17 protein-coding genes are annotated in these 17,129 nt (G+C 58.3%); 11 read left to right on the top strand and 6 right to left on the bottom strand.

Translation table 11 applies throughout. The annotated features are described in order from the left end of the window. Positions 1 to 173: 173 nt before the first annotated feature. The 3 genes from G5533_RS04015 to G5533_RS04005 form a co-directional block, all read right to left on the bottom strand. Complete coding sequence (locus tag G5533_RS04015; RefSeq protein WP_005337681.1) at positions 174 to 914, bottom strand: YebC/PmpR family DNA-binding transcriptional regulator; 741 nt, start codon at positions 912 to 914, stop codon at positions 174 to 176. A gap of 101 nt (positions 915 to 1,015) precedes the next feature. Beyond that, positions 1,016 to 2,782: an aspartate--tRNA ligase gene (gene aspS, locus G5533_RS04010; protein WP_441254529.1), complete on the bottom strand. Its 1,767-nt coding sequence runs from the start codon at positions 2,780 to 2,782 to the stop codon at positions 1,016 to 1,018. A gap of 32 nt (positions 2,783 to 2,814) precedes the next feature. Further along, positions 2,815 to 3,066 (bottom strand): FmdB family zinc ribbon protein, encoded by a 252-nt coding sequence (locus G5533_RS04005; RefSeq protein ID WP_005337686.1) that lies wholly within the window; start codon positions 3,064 to 3,066, stop codon positions 2,815 to 2,817. Between the two features lie 162 nt (positions 3,067 to 3,228). Between G5533_RS04005 and G5533_RS04000 the strand changes: the two genes are divergently transcribed. From G5533_RS04000 to G5533_RS03975, 6 genes are all read left to right on the top strand, one after another. Then, complete coding sequence (locus G5533_RS04000; protein WP_441254528.1) at positions 3,229 to 4,077, top strand: DUF72 domain-containing protein; 849 nt, start codon at positions 3,229 to 3,231, stop codon at positions 4,075 to 4,077. 275 nt (positions 4,078 to 4,352) lie between these two features. Then, entirely contained in the window at positions 4,353 to 5,099 is a 747-nt protein-coding gene (gene cmoA / locus G5533_RS03995) for a carboxy-S-adenosyl-L-methionine synthase CmoA (RefSeq protein WP_236768462.1), read from the top strand. Next, positions 5,096 to 6,073, top strand: a complete 978-nt coding sequence (cmoB, locus tag G5533_RS03990; RefSeq protein ID WP_441254527.1) for a tRNA 5-methoxyuridine(34)/uridine 5-oxyacetic acid(34) synthase CmoB — start codon at positions 5,096 to 5,098, stop codon at positions 6,071 to 6,073. Before cmoA ends, cmoB begins: the two co-directional genes overlap by 4 nt. Positions 6,074 to 6,125: 52 nt before the next feature. Continuing rightward, positions 6,126 to 6,914, top strand: a complete 789-nt coding sequence (locus G5533_RS03985) for an ATP-dependent zinc protease family protein (RefSeq protein ID WP_162895377.1) — start codon at positions 6,126 to 6,128, stop codon at positions 6,912 to 6,914. A 3-nt stretch (positions 6,915 to 6,917) separates the two neighbouring features. After that, a complete protein-coding gene (locus G5533_RS03980; protein WP_005337699.1) occupies positions 6,918 to 8,456 on the top strand; it encodes an inactive transglutaminase family protein in 1,539 nt (512 codons plus the stop codon). 3 nt (positions 8,457 to 8,459) lie between these two features. Continuing rightward, positions 8,460 to 9,425 carry an alpha-L-glutamate ligase-like protein gene (locus tag G5533_RS03975; protein ID WP_005353164.1) on the top strand — a complete coding sequence of 322 codons (966 nt, stop codon included), beginning with the start codon at positions 8,460 to 8,462 and terminating at the stop codon, positions 9,423 to 9,425. Between the two features lie 302 nt (positions 9,426 to 9,727). Here G5533_RS03975 and G5533_RS03970 read toward each other — a convergent pair whose 3' ends face one another. Further along, positions 9,728 to 10,330 carry a peroxiredoxin C gene (locus G5533_RS03970; protein WP_005337701.1) on the bottom strand — a complete coding sequence of 201 codons (603 nt, stop codon included), beginning with the start codon at positions 10,328 to 10,330 and terminating at the stop codon, positions 9,728 to 9,730. 146 nt (positions 10,331 to 10,476) lie between these two features. Here G5533_RS03970 and G5533_RS03965 point away from each other — a divergent pair, with 146 nt between their 5' ends. From G5533_RS03965 to G5533_RS03950, 4 genes are all read left to right on the top strand, one after another. Further along, positions 10,477 to 11,385, top strand: coding sequence for a hydrogen peroxide-inducible genes activator (locus G5533_RS03965; RefSeq protein WP_005337702.1), 909 nt, complete (start codon positions 10,477 to 10,479; stop codon positions 11,383 to 11,385). A gap of 198 nt (positions 11,386 to 11,583) precedes the next feature. Further along, positions 11,584 to 12,033, top strand: coding sequence for a C40 family peptidase (locus tag G5533_RS03960; RefSeq protein ID WP_421254910.1), 450 nt, complete (start codon positions 11,584 to 11,586; stop codon positions 12,031 to 12,033). 311 nt (positions 12,034 to 12,344) lie between these two features. Continuing rightward, the gene (locus G5533_RS03955) at positions 12,345 to 12,521 is read left to right on the top strand and encodes a hypothetical protein (RefSeq protein ID WP_335862975.1); all 177 of its coding nucleotides are present in this window, start codon (positions 12,345 to 12,347) and stop codon (positions 12,519 to 12,521) included. 497 nt (positions 12,522 to 13,018) lie between these two features. Then, positions 13,019 to 13,195, top strand: coding sequence for a hypothetical protein (locus tag G5533_RS03950; protein ID WP_005337712.1), 177 nt, complete (start codon positions 13,019 to 13,021; stop codon positions 13,193 to 13,195). A gap of 72 nt (positions 13,196 to 13,267) precedes the next feature. Here the strand turns inward: G5533_RS03950 and icd are convergent, their stop codons facing one another. Both icd and G5533_RS03940 read right to left on the bottom strand, forming a co-directional pair. Then, positions 13,268 to 14,521 (bottom strand): NADP-dependent isocitrate dehydrogenase, encoded by a 1,254-nt coding sequence (gene icd, locus G5533_RS03945; RefSeq protein ID WP_005347179.1) that lies wholly within the window; start codon positions 14,519 to 14,521, stop codon positions 13,268 to 13,270. Positions 14,522 to 14,677: 156 nt separating this feature from the next. Then, positions 14,678 to 15,553 carry an AraC family transcriptional regulator gene (locus tag G5533_RS03940; protein ID WP_005347181.1) on the bottom strand — a complete coding sequence of 292 codons (876 nt, stop codon included), beginning with the start codon at positions 15,551 to 15,553 and terminating at the stop codon, positions 14,678 to 14,680. Positions 15,554 to 15,669: 116 nt separating this feature from the next. Here G5533_RS03940 and manA point away from each other — a divergent pair, with 116 nt between their 5' ends. Beyond that, entirely contained in the window at positions 15,670 to 16,860 is a 1,191-nt protein-coding gene (gene manA / locus G5533_RS03935) for a mannose-6-phosphate isomerase, class I (RefSeq protein ID WP_201991827.1), read from the top strand. The last annotated feature ends 269 nt before the right edge of the window (positions 16,861 to 17,129 follow it).

Raw genomic sequence — 17,129 nt, 5'->3', positions numbered from 1 at the left:
GCCAACCGACTGGCATGAATAGAGCAATGATAATGCGCAGAGAAAGCGGGAAAGATTGTCAGTGAAGAGAATTGTTGCGCCGATTGCTCAACCGACACATCAACAGTTGCCACGATGCAAAGATAAAAAAATGGCAGCCATCAGGCTGCCATCGGGAGAGCACGATTCAGCGATCAGAGGGTCGCAGCGACTTCATCGGAGATGGAGCCGTTGTGGTAAACCTCTTGCACGTCGTCCAGATCTTCCAGCATGTCGATGAGGCGCATCAGTTTGGGTGCAGTTTCTGCATCCAGCTCAGCTTCGGTGGAGGGGATCATGGTCACTTCGGCGCTCTGGGCCTTGAAGCCGGCAGCTTCCAGACCATCCAGCACGGTACCGAAGTCGTTCGGGGTGGTATACACCTCGATGGTGCCATCCTCTTCGGTGACCACATCATCGGCGCCCGCTTCCAGCGCAGCATCCATCAGGGCATCTTCGTCTACGCCTACGAAAGTCAGCAGACCTTTCTTGCTGAACAGATAGGCAACGGAGCCGTCGGTGCCCAGGTTGCCACCGCACTTGCTGAAGGCGTGGCGCACTTCGGCTACGGTACGGTTACGGTTGTCGGTCAGGCACTCTACCATCACCGCAGAGCCAGCCGGGCCGTAACCTTCGTACACGATGGTCTCGAGCTGTTCGCCATCGCCACCACCGGCGCCACGCTGAATGGCGCGGTTGATGGTGTCGCGGGTCATGTTGTTGGTCAGGGCGGCAGTCACCGCAGCACGCAGACGCGGGTTGTTGGCCGGATCGGCATCACCCAGACGCGCGGAGGTAGTGATTTCGCGGATCAGTTTGGTGAAGATCTTGCCACGCTTGGCGTCCTGAGCGGCCTTGCGGTGTTTGATGTTGGCCCATTTACTGTGACCTGCCATAGAGACTCTCCGTTATTTTTAAATGTCAGTAACACTGATCATGACTAACCCAAGGGAAACACAGAGGCCGCACGGCGGCGGCCTCCGGTGCCGGTATCGGCTTACTCGTCGCCCTTGACGGTGGTTGCAATCGCCAGCTCACCCAGTTGGGCGGCATTGGCAAGGCTGGGGGCGTCTGTCATCAGACAGGCGGCCGCGGTCGTTTTCGGGAAGGCGATGACGTCCCGAATGTTTTCGGTGCCGGTCAGCAGCATGCTGAGACGATCCAGACCGAAGGCCAGACCGGCGTGCGGCGGGGTGCCGTACTTCAGGGCATCCAGCAGGAAGCCAAACTTCAGACGCTGCTCGGCCGGGGTGATACCCAGGATATCGAACACGGTGGATTGCATCTCGCTGTTGTGGATACGGACAGAGCCGCCACCCACTTCGTAGCCGTTGATCACCATGTCGTAGGCGTTGGCGTAAGCACCCACAGGGTTGGCTTTCAGCTCGGCCGGGCTCATGTTGCTCGGCGCGGTGAACGGGTGGTGCATGGCGGCCAGACCACCTTCACCATCTTCCTCGAACATCGGGAAGTCGATGACCCACAGCGGTTTCCAGCTGTTCTCCAGCAGGCCCAGATCGCGACCCACTTTCAGACGCAGGGCGCCCATGGCATCGCAGACCACTTTCTTGCTGTCAGCGCCAAAGAAGATGATGTCGCCGTCGGCAGCGCCGGTACGAGTCAGGATCTCGCGCACGATGGCGTCAGAGAGGAACTTGGCAACCGGAGACTGCACGCCTTCGATACCATTGGCCGCTTCGTTGACCTTCATCCAGGCCAGGCCCTTGGCACCGTAGATGCCGACAAACTTGGTGTATTCGTCGATCTGCTTGCGAGAGAGCTCGGAACCACCCGGGACTTTCAGGGCAGCCACACGGCCTTTCGGATCGTTGGCGGGGCCAGCGAACACGGCGAACTCGACAGTAGTCAGCAGATCAGCCACATCGACCAGCTCCATTGGCAGACGCAGATCCGGCTTGTCGGAGCCGTAGCGACGCATGGCTTCGTCGAAGGTCATGATCGGGAAGTCGCCCAGATCCACGTTCAGGATGTGCAGCCACAGTTTGCGGATCATCTCTTCCATCACTTCACGCACTTGCGGCGCGGTCATGAAGGAGGTCTCCACGTCGATCTGGGTGAATTCCGGCTGGCGGTCGGCACGCAGGTCTTCGTCACGGAAGCACTTGACGATCTGGTAGTAGCGATCGAAGCCGGACATCATCAGCAGCTGCTTGAACAGCTGGGGAGATTGCGGCAGAGCGTAGAACTTACCCTTGTGCACACGGCTCGGCACCAGATAGTCACGGGCACCTTCCGGGGTGGCCTTGGTCAGCATCGGGGTCTCGATATCGAGGAAACCGTGCTCGTCCATGAAGCGGCGTACGAAGGCGCTGGCCTTGGCACGGGTCTTCAGGTACTTGGCCATCTCGGGGCGACGCAGATCCAGGTAGCGATACTTGAGGCTGATCTCTTCGCTGTTGACCTGATTGAAGTCCAGCGGCAGCGGCTCGGCACGGTTGATGATGTTGAGTTCGTGGGCGAACACTTCGATGGCGCCAGTGGCCATGTCGCTGTTGCGCTGGGACTCGGGACGGGTGCGCACCACGCCGGTCACCTGGATGCAGAACTCGCCGCGCAGCTCGGAGGCCAGCGCGAACGCGTCCGGCTTGTCCGGATCGAAGAACACCTGAACGATCCCTTCGCGGTCGCGCATATCGATAAAGATCAGACCGCCGAGATCACGACGACGATGAACCCAACCGCACAATGTAATGGTCTGCCCTGCATGGGCCTCATTGACCTGTCCGCAATAGATAGAGCGCATGGACTTCTTCCTTCGAAATTGTAGAGAGACGGTTAACCTTGGGCCGCCGGGCACGACTGGCAAGCACCGTCTGTCTCACAGCTGGCCAGATTCTTTTTCTTACCCGGTTTGAAATCAGTCTCGTACCATCCGGTTCCCTTGAGCCGGAAGCCTGCCGCCGATATCAGCTTGACCAGATTCGGCTTGCTACAGGCCGGACAGTCGGTCAGGGGGGCATCGGAAAGCTTTTGCAGTTTTGCCAATTCATGGCCACAGACGTCGCAACGATATTCGTAGATAGGCATGGGTCACAAGAAATTGAAAAACAAAAGGGCTGGCATTATAGAGGAAAACCCCCTTTTGGGTAAAATGGCCAGCAGCCTCCTTTCGCCAGTTTTTTGCACTCGATGGCAAAAAGCGGGCAAAAAATCGGCACGAATGCACCAAGAGCGAAGAGATTAGCCACCATGAGCCTCTATTTGGGCCTGCCGCAGTGGTCCCACCCCAGCTGGCCCGGCCAGTTGCTGGGCCTTGGCGCCAAGCCTGCCGAACACCTCGCCCACTACGCCACCGTCTTCAACTCGGTGGAGGGTAACACCACCTTCTACGCCCTGCCGACACCGGACACGGTACAGCGCTGGGCCGATGCGGTGCCCGATCACTTTCGTTTCAACTTCAAATTTCCGCAAACCATCAGCCACCAGAGCGATCTGGTGAGCGCAGACAAACAAGTCGCCGACTTTATTCGCCTGCTCGCCCCGCTGCACGACAAGCTGGGGCTGCTCACCCTGCAGTTGCCCGCCCGTTTCGGGCCACAGGGGCTGGCCAGACTGGCGGCCTTTATCGAGCGGCTGCCACGGGCGTTTCGCTACGCCCTCGAGGTGCGTCACCCCGACTTTTTCGCCAAGGGGGAGGCCGAGCGGGCATTAAACCGGCTGCTGATGGAACAGAGTGTGAACCGGGTGATGCTCGACAGCCGGCCACTCTTCTCGGTGCAAGCAACCACGCCAGCCCTTGTCGATGCCCAGGGCAAGAAACCGCACCTACCGGTGCATCTGCTGGCCACCGCCAACGCCCCCATGGTGCGCTTTATCGGCCTGCCGGATCCGGCGGCCAATCACCCCTTCCTGCCCAGCTGGCTCCCCCACTGGCGCCAGTGGCTTTCCGAGGGCAAGGATCTCTACCTCTATATACATACTGCCGACAACGCCCAGGCACCTGAGCTGGCCCGCCAGATCACCCGCTTGCTGGAGCAGGAGATGGCCCCCTGGCCGGGGGAAAACGATCGCGCACGGCAGGGAGTGCTGCGCTTTTAGCCAACCCATTCTGCGGCCATCGTTTCGCTGCAAAAAAAGTGCTTTTTTGTGGCGTGGCAAGCCCTGGCGTCAAGACAAACGGCCATCAATCCTCTACACTACCGCCCCAAGTAAGGGTCCGGAACATGGCCCGTACGAGCAGGAGCGGTCCAAAGGATTTCACGACCAGCCACCCCGTTCGTAAACAGATGATTGACCTACTCTGATGGGTATCATCCAACGACTCAATTGAACAATACAGCCGGGTGATGTCCCGACTGTCAGGTTGCGCCAGCATGCAGACCAAAGACCAAATTTTTGCCGCCCCGATCGCCCGATTGGGCGACTTCTGTTTTGACGAACAGGTCGTCGACGTATTCCCCGATATGATCCAGCGCTCGGTGCCGGGTTACAGCAACATCATCTCTGCCATCGGCATGATGGCCGCCCGTTACGCCCAACCCGAGAGCCGACTCTATGATCTCGGCTGCTCACTGGGCGCCGCGACCCAGGCGATGCGTCGCCATGTCAGCCAGCCCGGCTGCCGCATTACCGCGGTGGATCTCTCCCACCCGATGATCGAACGCGCCCGCGCCCACCTCTCCGGTTTCAAATCCGAGGTGCCGGTGGAGCTGGTAGAGGCGGATATCTGCGACATCGAGATCGAGAACGCCTCCGTGGTGGTGCTCAACTTCACCCTGCAGTTTGTCGAGCCAGAGAAACGGGCCGCCCTGATCCAGCGTATTCACGATGGGCTGCGCCCGGGCGGGATCCTGATCCTGAGCGAAAAGTTCCGCTTCGAAGATGAACCGGTCAACGAGCTGCTTATCGATCTGCATCTCGACTTCAAGCGGGCCAATGGCTACAGCGAGCTGGAGATCAGCCAGAAACGCACTGCCCTTGAGAACGTGATGCGCACCGACAGCCTGCCGGTGCATCAGGCACGCCTGCGGGATGCCGGTTTCGTCCATCAGGATCTCTGGTTCCAGTGCTTCAACTTCGGCTCCATGATTGCCATCAAATCCAGCGACGCCCAGCCATGATCGACTTTGCCAATTTCTATCAACTGATTGCCAAAAACCGGCTGAGCCACTGGCTGCATACCCTGCCCGCCCAGCTGCACACCTGGCAACATGACAACCAGCATGGCGATCTGCCGCGCTGGAACCGCGCCCTCAACAAGCTGCCGGTGGTCTCCCCCGGCAACGTCGAGCTGAAAAGCCGGGTCGAGATTGGCTCGGCCGAGAGCCTTGGCGAAGGGGAGCGCAAGAAGGTCGAGAGCCTGCTGCGCCACTTCATGCCCTGGCGCAAGGGGCCGTTCACCGTGCACGGCATCCATATCGATACCGAGTGGCGCTCTGACTGGAAGTGGGATCGGGTGCTGCCCCATATCAGCCCGCTCGAAGGCCGTTACGTGCTGGATGTGGGCTGCGGCAGCGGTTACCACCTCTGGCGCATGGTGGGTGAAGGGGCCAAGCTGGCGGTCGGCATCGATCCGAGTCCGCTGTTCCTCTGCCAGTTCGAGGCCATTCGTCACTTCGCGGGCAATGATCAGCGGGCCCACCTGTTGCCGCTCGGCATTCAGGAGCTACCGGAACTGCGTGCCTTTGACACCGTCTTCTCCATGGGGGTGCTCTATCACCGCAAATCCCCCATCGAGCACATCGAGCAGCTGCGCAATCAATTGAAAGATGATGGCGAGCTGGTGCTGGAGACGCTGGTGATTGACGGCGGGGTCAACGACGTGCTGATGCCCACCGATCGTTACGGCAAGATGCGCAACGTCTGGTTTATTCCCTCAAGCCGCGCCCTCAAGCTGTGGGTCGAGCGCTGCGGCTTCACCGACGTGCGGATAGTAGACGAGAATATGACCAGCACCGACGAACAGCGTCGTACCGACTGGATGATTAATGAATCCCTGAGTGACTATCTGGATCCAGACAATCCGGCACTCACGGTAGAAGGACACCCGGCGCCTAAACGTGCCGTACTGATTGCCCGCAAGGCCAAAGACTAGCCGGTGGCGCTTGTGGAAGTTACACTGACCCAATTCCAGGAAGCACAGTTAAATGAATGACATGAAAAGCAAATTAAAAGGAATGACCCTGCTCTCCCTGCTTAGTCTCGGCGGGTGTGTCAATATGGAAAAAGCGCCTCAGGTCCCTGCTCTGACGCTGGCCGAGCTTCGTAACGAGCTGAGCCAGAGCGAGCAGCGCCTGCAAACATCCATGGAACAGCAACAGAAGCAGTATGTGCAGCAACAGCACCTGCTGGTTCAGCTCAACACAGATGTCACCAATATGAAAGAGTCCGTCAAGCAAGTAGACCACAAGCTCGCCACCCTCCCCTCCGAGCCGCCCAAGCCGATGGCCATCCCCACCGAGAAGTGCCCGGCCCCCAATCAGGGTCACACCATCGATGGCAAGCTAATGGTCGGTGAAGCCGAGTGGATCTGGGTTGATGCGGCCAACGACGCCTTCCAGGCGCGGGTCGATACCGGTGCGACCACCTCCTCCATCAGTGCGCAGGAGATCACCATTTTCGAGCGCAACGGCAAAAACTGGGTACGCTTCTTCCTGAGCCATCAGGAAGTGGACGACAAGATCCAGATCGAAGCGCCGCTGGTACGTCATGTACGGGTGCGTCAGGCCTCTGCCGACGATCTGGACCGCCGTCCGGTGGTGCGTCTGGCCGTGCGCATTGGCGACATGACCGAGAAAGCCGAATTTACCCTGAAAGACCGTAGCGACATGACCTTCCCTGTGCTGCTGGGTCGCGAATTTTTGAAAGACATCGCCGTGGTTGATGTGGCCCGCGAATATATCCAACCCAAACCCAAGCTCAAGGATGTGAAATAATCCATGGTTTCCCGTAAGCCGTTCTATTTGCTGGTAGCCCTGCTGTACATTGTCGGCCTGGGGATGACGATCTATCACCATATCGCGTTGGATGTACCCCTGACGCCCGGTGAAAAGCGCCAGATCTGGTCCATCGAAGCCAAGCTGGAGTTTGAGGCGACCGGTGAGCCGGTGATCGCCTCTCTGGCCATTCCGGGCACCCAGCCCGGTTTCACCCTGATGAACGAGAACGCCGCCAGCCCAGGTTACGGCCTCTCGTTTGTCGAGAAAGATGGCGATGCCCGCGCCGAGTGGTCCATCCGCACCGCCTCCGGCCGTCAGGAGCTCTACTACCGCGTCGACATGATGGCGGATGCCCATGCCAAACCGGCCGCCAATCCGCAGCCGCCTGCCATCGAGAAGCAGATCGAGAGTGAGCCTTACGCCACCGCGATGAAGCAGATCCTCGAGCGGGCCCAGGAGCGCTCTGCCGACGGCTACACCCTGACTCGCGAGATCATCAAAGAGATCGAGAAGCAGGAGCAGAACGCCGAGCTGCTGAAAAAGCACAAGAGCCGCGCCAACCTGATCGCCGAGCTGCTCAACAATGCTGACGTCCCCACCCGCGTGGTGCATGCCCTGAATCTGGAAGATGGCCGCCGTCGTCAGGAGCTGGTGGATTACCTGCAGGTATTCAACAGCCCGACCGACTACAAGCTGTTCAACCCGCAAACCGGTGAACAGGGCCGTCCGGCCAACCTGCTGCTGTGGGAATACAACTCCGGCGCCCTGCTGGACGTGACCGGTGGTCACAACTCCCGTGTCAGCTTCTCGATGATCGAGCAGGAGCAGCCGGTCAGCGTTGCTCTGGCCCAGAAGTTCGAAAAATCAGAGATGATGAACTTCTCCATCCACAGCCTACCACTGGAAGAGCAGACCCTGTTCAAGGGCTTGCTGCTGATCCCGATCGGCGTGCTGATGGTGGTGTTCCTGCGGGTTCTGGTGGGGATCAAGACCTCCGGTACCTTCATGCCGGTGCTGATCGCGGTCGCCTTTATCCAGACCTCGCTGGTCACCGGCCTCATCGGCTTCCTGCTTATCGTCGGCACCGGTCTCATCATCCGCTCCTATCTGTCTCGGCTTAACCTGCTGCTGGTCGCCCGAATATCGGCCATCATCATCATGGTTATCTCGATGATCGGTATCTTCTCGGCGTTCGCCTTCAAGCTGGGGCTGACCGACGGCATGAAGATCACCTTCTTCCCGATGATCATCCTCTCCTGGACCATCGAACGGATGTCCATCCTGTGGGAAGAAGAGGGCCCGAAAGAGGTGTTCCGCCAGGGCGGCGGCTCTCTGCTGGTGGCTGTCATCGCCTATCTGGCCATGGATAACGAGCTTATTCGTCACCTCACCTTCAACTTCCTCGGCCTGCAGCTGGTGCTGATGGCGACCGTGCTGTTGATGGGTAACTACACCGGCTACAAGCTGAGCGAACTGAAGCGCTTCAAGCCGCTGGTGGACGAGATGAAATCTGGCGTCACCCCGGGTAAGGACAAGTAACCGATGTGGTTCTGGGAAAAATACACAACCCCGTGGAGCCTGTCCCAATCAGGCATCCTCGGCATGAACAAGCGCAACCACTCCTACATCAGCCGCTACAATCCGCGCAGCCTATATCCGCTGGTGGATGACAAGCTGCAGACCAAGCAAATTGCGCTGGATGCAGGGGTTACCGTGCCTGAGCTGATCGGTACCATCCGTGCCCAGCACGATGTGGGTCGCATCACCGAGCTGGTAAAAGATTGGCCGGGCTTCTGCATCAAGCCAGCCCGTGGCTCGGGCGGCAAGGGGATCCTGGTGATCCTGCGTCAGGAAGATGGCCTCTTCTATAAACCCAACGGCAGCGCCTCTACCGGTCAGGATCTGGAGCGCCATGTCTCCAACATTCTGGCGGGGCTCTATTCGCTTGGCGGCAAGCCAGACGTGGCACTGGTCGAAGGCCTCATCAACTTTGATGATGTGTTCGACGGCTACTCCTTCGAAGGGGTACCCGATGCCCGAGTCATCATCTTCAAGGGGTTCCCGGTGATGGCGATGATGCGCCTCTCCACCGCCGCCTCCGATGGTAAGGCGAACCTACACCAGGGCGCCGTGGGGGTGGGTCTGTGCCTGCGTACCGGTCGTGCCCTGCGGGCAGTGCAGTTTGGCAATCCGCTGCGCCACCATCCGGATACCGGCCTCGACCTCTATGAGCTCAAGGTGCCCCACTGGGATACCCTGCTCACCCTCGCCGCCTCCTGCTACGAGATGTCGGGTCTGGGCTACATTGGTACCGATATGGTGCTGGACAAGTTCCGCGGCCCCATGCTGCTGGAGCTCAACGCCCGTCCTGGTCTTGCCATCCAGATCGCCAACGGTCGCGGCCTGGTGCCCAATCTCAAGACCATCGAGAAGCTGGGGCAGGTGAAGATGAACGTGGAGCAGCGGGTCAATTTCGCCAAGGATCACTTCGGGATCTTTGAGGAATAACACCTCCGCTTGTGAACTGAGCGCGCCTATGGCGCGCTTTTTTATGGCTATTGTCTGTCGGCATATCCCCCACCCAGCCATACGGATCAGCACCTCATTTCGAAACGACGAGTACGCCAGCGAACGGCAGCTTGGAATAGCGAGAAGAGCGATGGAACGATGGAACGATGGAACGATGGAACGATGGAACGATGGAACGATGGAACGAGAAGAGTGTGGCCACTATGTCAGAGGATGGATAAATCTCAGGTATAAAAAAACCGGCGCCAAGACGCCGGTTCTTCAAGGAGAGTGCAGCCCGATTACAGGGAGTCAGCATTCTCGGACAGGTACTTGGCAACGCCGTCCGGAGAGGCTTGCATACCTTTTTTGCCTTTTTCCCACTGAGCAGGGCACACTTCGCCGTGCTCTTCGTGGAATTGCAGGGCATCGACCATGCGCAGCATCTCGTCAATGTTGCGGCCCAGCGGCAGATCGTTGACAACCTGGTGACGAACGACACCGTTCTTGTCGATCAGGAAGGAGCCACGGAACGCCACGCCGGCTTCCGGATGCTCAACGTCATAGGCTTTGCAGATTTCGTGTTTCACGTCGGCGATCAGCGGGTACTTGACCTGACCAATACCGCCATCTTCCACTTTGGTGTTGCGCCATGCGTTGTGGGAGAACTGGGAATCGATGGAAACACCGATCACTTCCACACCACGCTTCTGGAACTCTTCATAACGGTGATCGAAGGCAATCAGCTCAGACGGGCAGACGAAGGTGAAATCGAGCGGATAAAAGAAGACGACAGCAGCTTTGCCTTTGATGTGGGATGACAGGTTGAATGAATCAACGATCTCGCCATTACCCAGAACAGCTGCGGCGGTAAAATCGGGTGCGGGACGGCCTACCAATACCATATTCAATTCCTCTTTATGTGAAGTGAACAATCCGGTGAGGATTGGGCTACCTAGAGCCAAGTCCATCTAATTCAAGCGACAAACTATAGACCCGGTGGTAGATTAGTTAAATCAAATTAAATAGATAGCATTAATCGGGTTTTTCTATGCAACGTTGGCCCAGCCTCAAACAGCTGCAATATCTGGTCGCTCTCGATGAGCACAAGAACTTCAACCGCGCCGCCAAGGCCTGTCATGTCAGCCAGTCGACCCTGAGTACCGGGATCCAGACGCTGGAGGACATGATGAACCTGCAACTGGTGGAGCGGGACCACAAGAGCTTCATTATGACCCCGGTCGGCATGGAAATCGTCGAGCGCGCTCGCAATTTGCTCTCCGATGCACGGGATCTGATGGAGCTCGGGCAACATCAGGGCGGCGTGATGCAGGGGACGGTACGTCTGGGTTGCATTCCCACCATCGCACCCTTCCTGCTCAGCAAGCTGCTGAAAGAGTGCAGCAAAACCTATCCTGACCTCGAATTGTTGCTGCGTGAAGACACCACCAGCAATCTGCTCAAGCAGCTGGAACAGGGTCAGCTCGACTTGCTGATCCTCGCCCTGCCCATCGAGATCGGGGGATTTCACTGCAAGACCGTCGGCCAGGATCCGTTCCACATGGTGATGCCCGCCAGCATGGCGGCCGGTCTGCATACCCCGTTCGACTACAAGGAGCTGCCCAACCAGAGCATCTTCCTGCTGGAGCGGGAGCACTGCCTCACCGAGCACGCAGTGAGCGCCTGTCGCCTGCGGGACAAGAGCAAGATCAACCCGTTCGCCGCCACCAGCCTGCACACCCTGGTACAGATGGTGGAAGCGGGTCTTGGCACCACCTTCCTGCCGCAGATGGCCATCGATGCAGGCATTCTTGCCAACTCCGATCTGGTGGCCATCCCGCTGCCGGGAGAGACCTCCTATCGCGAGATTGGGCTGGTCTGGCGCCCCAGCACCACCCGGGTACAGACCTTCTACAAGCTGGCCGAGCTGCTTAAACCGCTGATCAGCCACAACGAGTGACAACAAACGCCAGCCCTCCCGCGGGTTGGCGTTTTTCAGTTCACCGCCACATTTTTCCTCTCGGAGACTAGGTCTGGAGCCAGATCCCTGTTTATGATGGAAAAGTTGTCGCGTGCCCTCCTGCCGCCAGAACGATTTGGCAGGATATGGCGTTCGATCAATGTCTCGTTTGGTAGACCCGTCCGTGGAGAGAGCCCGATGTATCGCAAGCTGCTGCTATCCCTGCTGACTCTGCTGCTGGCCGCCTGCTCCAGCACGCAGGAGCCACCTCCGGCCCCCCGGCAGAGCAGTGCCTTCGATGGCTTCTACCAACAATGGCGCGGTGTCCCCTACCGCATGGGCGGCGCCAGCCGCGCCGGGCTAGACTGCTCCGCCTTCACCCAGCTCGCCTACAGCCAGGTGCTGGGCTTCAACCTGCCAAGAACCACCGAATCTCAGGCCAGCATTGGCAAACCGGTGGATCGCTACCGGCTGCAACACGGCGACCTGGTCTTCTTCAAGACCGGCTGGCAGCAATACCATGTGGGGGTCTACACAGGTGCCGGCGAGTTTATTCACGCCTCCACCAGCAAGGGAGTGATCCGCTCCCGCCTCGACAACGTCTACTGGAACAGTCGCTACTGGCAGGCGCGTCGGGTGACCCAGTAACCGGCCACACGCCTGCTCGCGACACAAGTTGCGTGCCGATACTCTCCGTCAATCCCTGTCGCGATATCGGGACACACAACCCACGCTTATAACTCAATTGGCCCCAAAGCCTGCATATCACACCATTTTGTGATAAGGTGGTGGCCAATTTTTAACACTTTCGCCTTTTTCTCATACGCTCTCTGTCCTGATTGACAACAAGCGAGGCGATAACAAGCAGCGTGCGGCGAAAGTGGAGTGTGGCGCAACACTGCCGGACGAGTGGCCCACAGCTGCAGTATCAAGGGTTAAATAGATAAGGAGATCGTGCAATGAAACAGTATCAAAGCTGGCTGGGGCAATACCTGATGAGTCGCCGTGACGGTGACCACGCCATGGCATGCGAGATGGCGAGTTCCATCTGCGAGTTCTGGCAACAACAGGGAGATGAAACCGAACTGGACAAGTGGCAGCAGATTTACCAAAACCATCTGGAAAAGACCACCTGATCCCGACCGTCACCTTGCTGCCAGCCATCTGTTGGCAGCAAGGCTGCCCCCTATTGCTTCGCGCATAGCAAGTTCCCGCATAACGCCCTTTTGCATGCCCCCTCTACCATTTCTTGAGTCCATGACACTGCTCATCCAGAACCAAGTGTCGAGCTCGTCGATGCAACCGGACACAACAGGGTTCCCCACCCTGTTTCCCCGGGTTTCATCCAAACCAACCGCGTCCTCACGGCGGGTTTTCTGTTTTGAGAACAAGGGGATGGGGCTGTTCTGTCGCAGTCCATGGCGACAATTTCCCCAAGTTGGTCAGTTTGTGCTAAAATGGCGCTCATTTTTTGACATCTCGCGTCACGTTCGCCGCCAGATTGCCCATCGGGCTCTCTGCCCGGGTCGTGACTTTGCACCATCATGCCTGATGATGTTCCCCCCAGGATGAGCCGACAGGCTCCCGTCAAGGTGGGCACCCTCAAGGGCACATGAGATAAGGAGATCGGGTAATGAAACAATATCAAAGCTGGCTGGGAGATTATCTGATGAGTCGACGTGACGGAGATCATGCGATGGCTTCGGAACTTGCCAACACCATCTGCGCCTTCTGGAAGGCCCAGGGTGATGAAGCAGAAACCAGCAAATGGCAGCAACGCTATCAGCAACACGTAGAGCAGGCGCAATAAGCCCCTGCACTCTTTCGCGATAAAAAAACCGGCGCACATGGCGCCGGTTTTGCGTTTCTGGCAAGCAGCAGATTACATCTGGTCGATCATGTCCTGAGCAAACTGGGAGCAGGAGCGCAGGGTGGCTCCTTCCATCAGACGCTCGAAGTCATAGGTGACGGTCTTGTTGCGGATCGCCGCTTCCATCCCCTTGATGATGAGATCGGCCGCTTCAACCCAGCCCATGTGGCGCAGCATCATCTCGGCGGAGAGGATCAGCGAGCCCGGGTTGACCTTGTCCTGACCGGCATACTTAGGTGCAGTACCGTGGGTCGCTTCGAACAGGGCCACACCATCGCCGATGTTGGCACCCGGCGCGATACCGATACCGCCTACCTGAGCGGCCAGCGCGTCGGAGATGTAGTCGCCGTTGAGGTTCATACAGGCGATGACGTCATACTCGGCCGGACGCAGCAGGATCTGCTGCAAGAAGGCATCGGCGATAACATCCTTGATGACGATGGTCTTGCCGGTTTTCGGGTTCTTGAAGGAGCACCAGGGGCCGCCGTCGATCAGCTGGGCGCCGTACTCGTTCTGAGCCAGAGCATAACCCCAATCCTTGAAGGCACCTTCGGTGAACTTCATGATGTTGCCCTTGTGCACCAGGGTCACGGAGTCGCGATCGTTGTCGATGGCATACTCGATAGCGGCACGCACCAGACGCTCGGTACCGGCTTTGGACATCGGCTTGATGCCGATACCACAGGACTCGGGGAAGCGAATTTTCTTCACGCCCATCTCGTTTTGCAGGAAGGCGATCACCTTGTTCGCTTCGGCACTGTCGGCCTTCCACTCGATGCCGGCGTAGATGTCTTCGGCGTTTTCGCGGAAGATCACCATGTCGGTCAGATCAGGACGTTTCACCGGGCTCGGGGTGCCGTCGTAGTAACGCACCGGGCGCAGGCAGATGTAGAGATCCAGCTCCTGACGCAGGGCCACGTTGAGGGAGCGGATACCGCCACCGACCGGAGTAGTCAGCGGGCCCTTGATGGCCACGCAGTATTCGCGAATGAAATCCAAGGTTTCGGCCGGCAGCCAGGCACCTTCGCCATAGACATGAGTCGATTTCTCGCCGGTATAGATCTCCATCCAGGCGATCTTGCGCTCGCCCTTGTAGGCTTTCTCGACCGCAGCATTCACCACATTCAACATGGCAGGGGTTACGTCAACACCGATGCCATCCCCTTCAATAAACGGAATGATCGGATGGTTGGGAACCTGCAGCTTGCCGTTGGCATCGACTGTGATTTTCTGACCCTGGGTCGGGATTACTACTTTGCTTTCCATCGGCATCTCCTAACTTCCGTTTGTTATCAACTTGTTTGTTGCGCGCGGCCATCTTAGCCCATTCATTTTCATAATAAAACGACAAGAAAGCATGTCAGACCAAAGAGGTAGCCACCCGCCAGTGCGCCGTCACCACGCCTTCCCGACACAGCCCCGTTATCCCTCCAGCTCGCTGGCCGCCGCCTGCGGCTGACTCAGGGAACGGTACTGGGAAGGGGTCAAGCCGGTCTTCTGTTTGAACACCCGGCAGAAGTAGTTCACGTCGGTAAACCCGCAGCGATTGGCGACCTCTTCGAGACGGAAGCGATACTTTTTCAGCATGAACTTGGCCCGCTCCAGCCGCACCCAGCTGATGTAGTCCGCTAGCCGCATGTGCCCCTGCTGGCGGAACAGGCGTGAGAGATGGCTGGGGGAGAGATTGAAGCGGGCGGCGATGCATTCGCGACTGATGGGGCGGTGGAAATTTTCCTGAATGTAGATGCAGATGCCGTGAAAAAGATCGGAGCCACGAGGACGACCGCTCTCCGACTCCACCAGCAACTGCCGTGAGTAACTGAGCAGCGCCTGCAGCAGGTGATTGTCCATCGGTGCCCTTATCGGCTCCTGCGCAAGGGTGTTGAGGGAGAGCAGGATATGATCGAGCGCCCGTCCGGCACCGGCCTGAATACTGTGCTTCTGCACATCGAAGAAGCCGGTGTCTCCCTTGTGCTTGCTCACCAGACTGAACCCTATCTGACGCTTGCCGAACAACAGGCTGAGCACGGAACAGTCATTGTCCCAATCCGGCTTGTTCCAGCCGTTGGGGGGAATGTACATCGCCTCCCGCGGCCCCATCTGTACCGACTGCACATCCCCTTCCGGGGACCAGATCTGGTTGAGATAGTGACCACTGAATACCAGCTCGAGACGCGGAAAATTGACCTGATAACTGAAGCAGGGAGGCACCCCTTTGTCAGAGGCAAACAACACCTTCTCAAAGCCTCCCCCCTCACTTAGAAAGCCGTCCAACAGCTGGGTAAAGATGATACTCATGAATGATCCTGATCAAGATGCAGAGAGCAACCGATTGCGGTGCGCTGCCCCTGCCATGCTATAGTCCGCGCCAGACTGAAATTCCCAAAAAATCGTTCTGATACAAGGAGCCATCCATGAGCTACCCGCCGTTTTTTCTAATGTGCAACCCGATCCAGGATTATGTCTGGGGCAGTCGTGACTCCCTGACCACGCTGTTTGGCATCAAAAATCCCGAAGGCAAACCACAAGCTGAACTGTGGATGGGCGCTCACCCCAATGGCTGCTCCGAAGTGACCCTGGCAGGCGAGACCGTGAAGCTTTCCAGCCTGATTGACGCCAACCCCGTCGCCATGCTGGGCGAAGCTACCCAGGCTCGTTTCGGCTCACTCCCCTTCCTGTTCAAGGTGCTCTGCGCCGAGCAAGCCCTCTCCATTCAGGTACATCCGAGCAAGGCACAGGCCGAAGCCGGTTTTGCCAAAGAAGAAGCCGCAGGCATCGATATCAAGGCGAGCAACCGCAACTACAAGGATCCGAACCACAAGCCGGAGCTGGTCTTTGCCCTCACCCGCTATCAGGCGATGAACGGCTTTCGCGCCATCCCGGCCATCCTGGCCCTGTTCGATCGCATGGCGCTGCCCGCACTGGTCGACCTGACCGCGGCGCTTCGCCAGTCACAGGATGAAGCTGGCCTGCAGCACTTCTTCCACCAGTTGCTGATCCTCAGCGGTGATCGCAAGGACGAGGCGCTGGCTGGCCTGCTGGCCTATGCCGCCGCCCATCAGGATGAAGAGACTTTCGCCACCATCAGCAAGCTGGCCAACCAGTACCCGGGGGATGTGGGGCTCTTCTCGCCGTTGCTGCTCAACGTGGTAACACTTGAGCCGGGTCAGGCGATGTTCCTCGACGCCCAGACCCCCCACGCCTACATCCACGGCACTGGCCTCGAGATCATGGCCAACTCCGACAACGTGCTGCGTGCCGGTCTGACCCCCAAATACATGGATGTGCCGGAGCTGCTGGCCTGCACCCGCTGTGTCGCCAAACCGGACGACCAGATCCTGCTCACCCCTCGCATGGAAGGCACAGTACAGCACTTCGACGTGCCGGTACCGGATTTCACCTTCAGCGTATATGGCGCAGGCGAACATGCCCTCACCACCGGCAATGCCGAGATCCTGTTCGCCATCGATGGGCCCATCACCCTCATTGGCCAGGATGGCGAGCGTCTGACACTGACCATAGGGCAATCTGCATTTGTACCCGCCAGCACCAGCGATTATCGCGTGACGGCTGAAGGGCGTTTTGCCCGCGCCAGCAACCGCTGATCCTGGTGGGCCATCGGCTCATCACCCTCTGTTCAAAGGGCCCAGCAGGGCCCTTTTTTTCAGCTCATCTGACCATGTGGAGCCCGGTACGACTCACAAAATCGGTCATTTAACTCAACATCGAAGAATAACACGCTGACTTATAATGATTAATATCATTTAGCCTCCCTGGTCACGCCACCCTGCAGTTATGCGAGCCAGCTCACACCCTTCCCCACACGTCATAAAAATCCAGTTAATGCCATTTTTTTCCTCTGTCCCAGGATATT

It is taken from the genome of Aeromonas sp. A600620, from assembly GCF_029479985.1.
GTDB classification, from domain to species: Bacteria; Pseudomonadota; Gammaproteobacteria; order Enterobacterales; family Aeromonadaceae; genus Aeromonas; species Aeromonas veronii_A.
This window is presented reverse-complemented; position numbering and strand designations above follow the sequence as displayed.

What these genes read in the sequence shown, in the direction of transcription:
- G5533_RS04015 (WP_005337681.1), bottom strand. Translation starts at nt 914, where the DNA reads ATGGCAGGTCACAGTAAATGGGCCAACATCAAACACCGCAAGGCCGCT.
- G5533_RS03960 (WP_421254910.1), top strand. Translation starts at nt 11,584, where the DNA reads ATGTATCGCAAGCTGCTGCTATCCCTGCTGACTCTGCTGCTGGCCGCC.
- G5533_RS03980 (WP_005337699.1), top strand. Translation starts at nt 6,918, where the DNA reads ATGGTTTCCCGTAAGCCGTTCTATTTGCTGGTAGCCCTGCTGTACATT.
- G5533_RS03955 (WP_335862975.1), top strand. Translation starts at nt 12,345, where the DNA reads ATGAAACAGTATCAAAGCTGGCTGGGGCAATACCTGATGAGTCGCCGT.
- cmoB (WP_441254527.1), top strand. Translation starts at nt 5,096, where the DNA reads ATGATCGACTTTGCCAATTTCTATCAACTGATTGCCAAAAACCGGCTG.
- G5533_RS03985 (WP_162895377.1), top strand. Translation starts at nt 6,126, where the DNA reads ATGAATGACATGAAAAGCAAATTAAAAGGAATGACCCTGCTCTCCCTG.
- cmoA (WP_236768462.1), top strand. Translation starts at nt 4,353, where the DNA reads ATGCAGACCAAAGACCAAATTTTTGCCGCCCCGATCGCCCGATTGGGC.
- G5533_RS03965 (WP_005337702.1), top strand. Translation starts at nt 10,477, where the DNA reads ATGCAACGTTGGCCCAGCCTCAAACAGCTGCAATATCTGGTCGCTCTC.
- G5533_RS03940 (WP_005347181.1), bottom strand. Translation starts at nt 15,553, where the DNA reads ATGAGTATCATCTTTACCCAGCTGTTGGACGGCTTTCTAAGTGAGGGG.
- G5533_RS03975 (WP_005353164.1), top strand. Translation starts at nt 8,460, where the DNA reads ATGTGGTTCTGGGAAAAATACACAACCCCGTGGAGCCTGTCCCAATCA.
- G5533_RS04000 (WP_441254528.1), top strand. Translation starts at nt 3,229, where the DNA reads ATGAGCCTCTATTTGGGCCTGCCGCAGTGGTCCCACCCCAGCTGGCCC.
- aspS (WP_441254529.1), bottom strand. Translation starts at nt 2,782, where the DNA reads ATGCGCTCTATCTATTGCGGACAGGTCAATGAGGCCCATGCAGGGCAG.
- G5533_RS03950 (WP_005337712.1), top strand. Translation starts at nt 13,019, where the DNA reads ATGAAACAATATCAAAGCTGGCTGGGAGATTATCTGATGAGTCGACGT.
- manA (WP_201991827.1), top strand. Translation starts at nt 15,670, where the DNA reads ATGAGCTACCCGCCGTTTTTTCTAATGTGCAACCCGATCCAGGATTAT.
- G5533_RS04005 (WP_005337686.1), bottom strand. Translation starts at nt 3,066, where the DNA reads ATGCCTATCTACGAATATCGTTGCGACGTCTGTGGCCATGAATTGGCA.
- icd (WP_005347179.1), bottom strand. Translation starts at nt 14,521, where the DNA reads ATGGAAAGCAAAGTAGTAATCCCGACCCAGGGTCAGAAAATCACAGTC.
- G5533_RS03970 (WP_005337701.1), bottom strand. Translation starts at nt 10,330, where the DNA reads ATGGTATTGGTAGGCCGTCCCGCACCCGATTTTACCGCCGCAGCTGTT.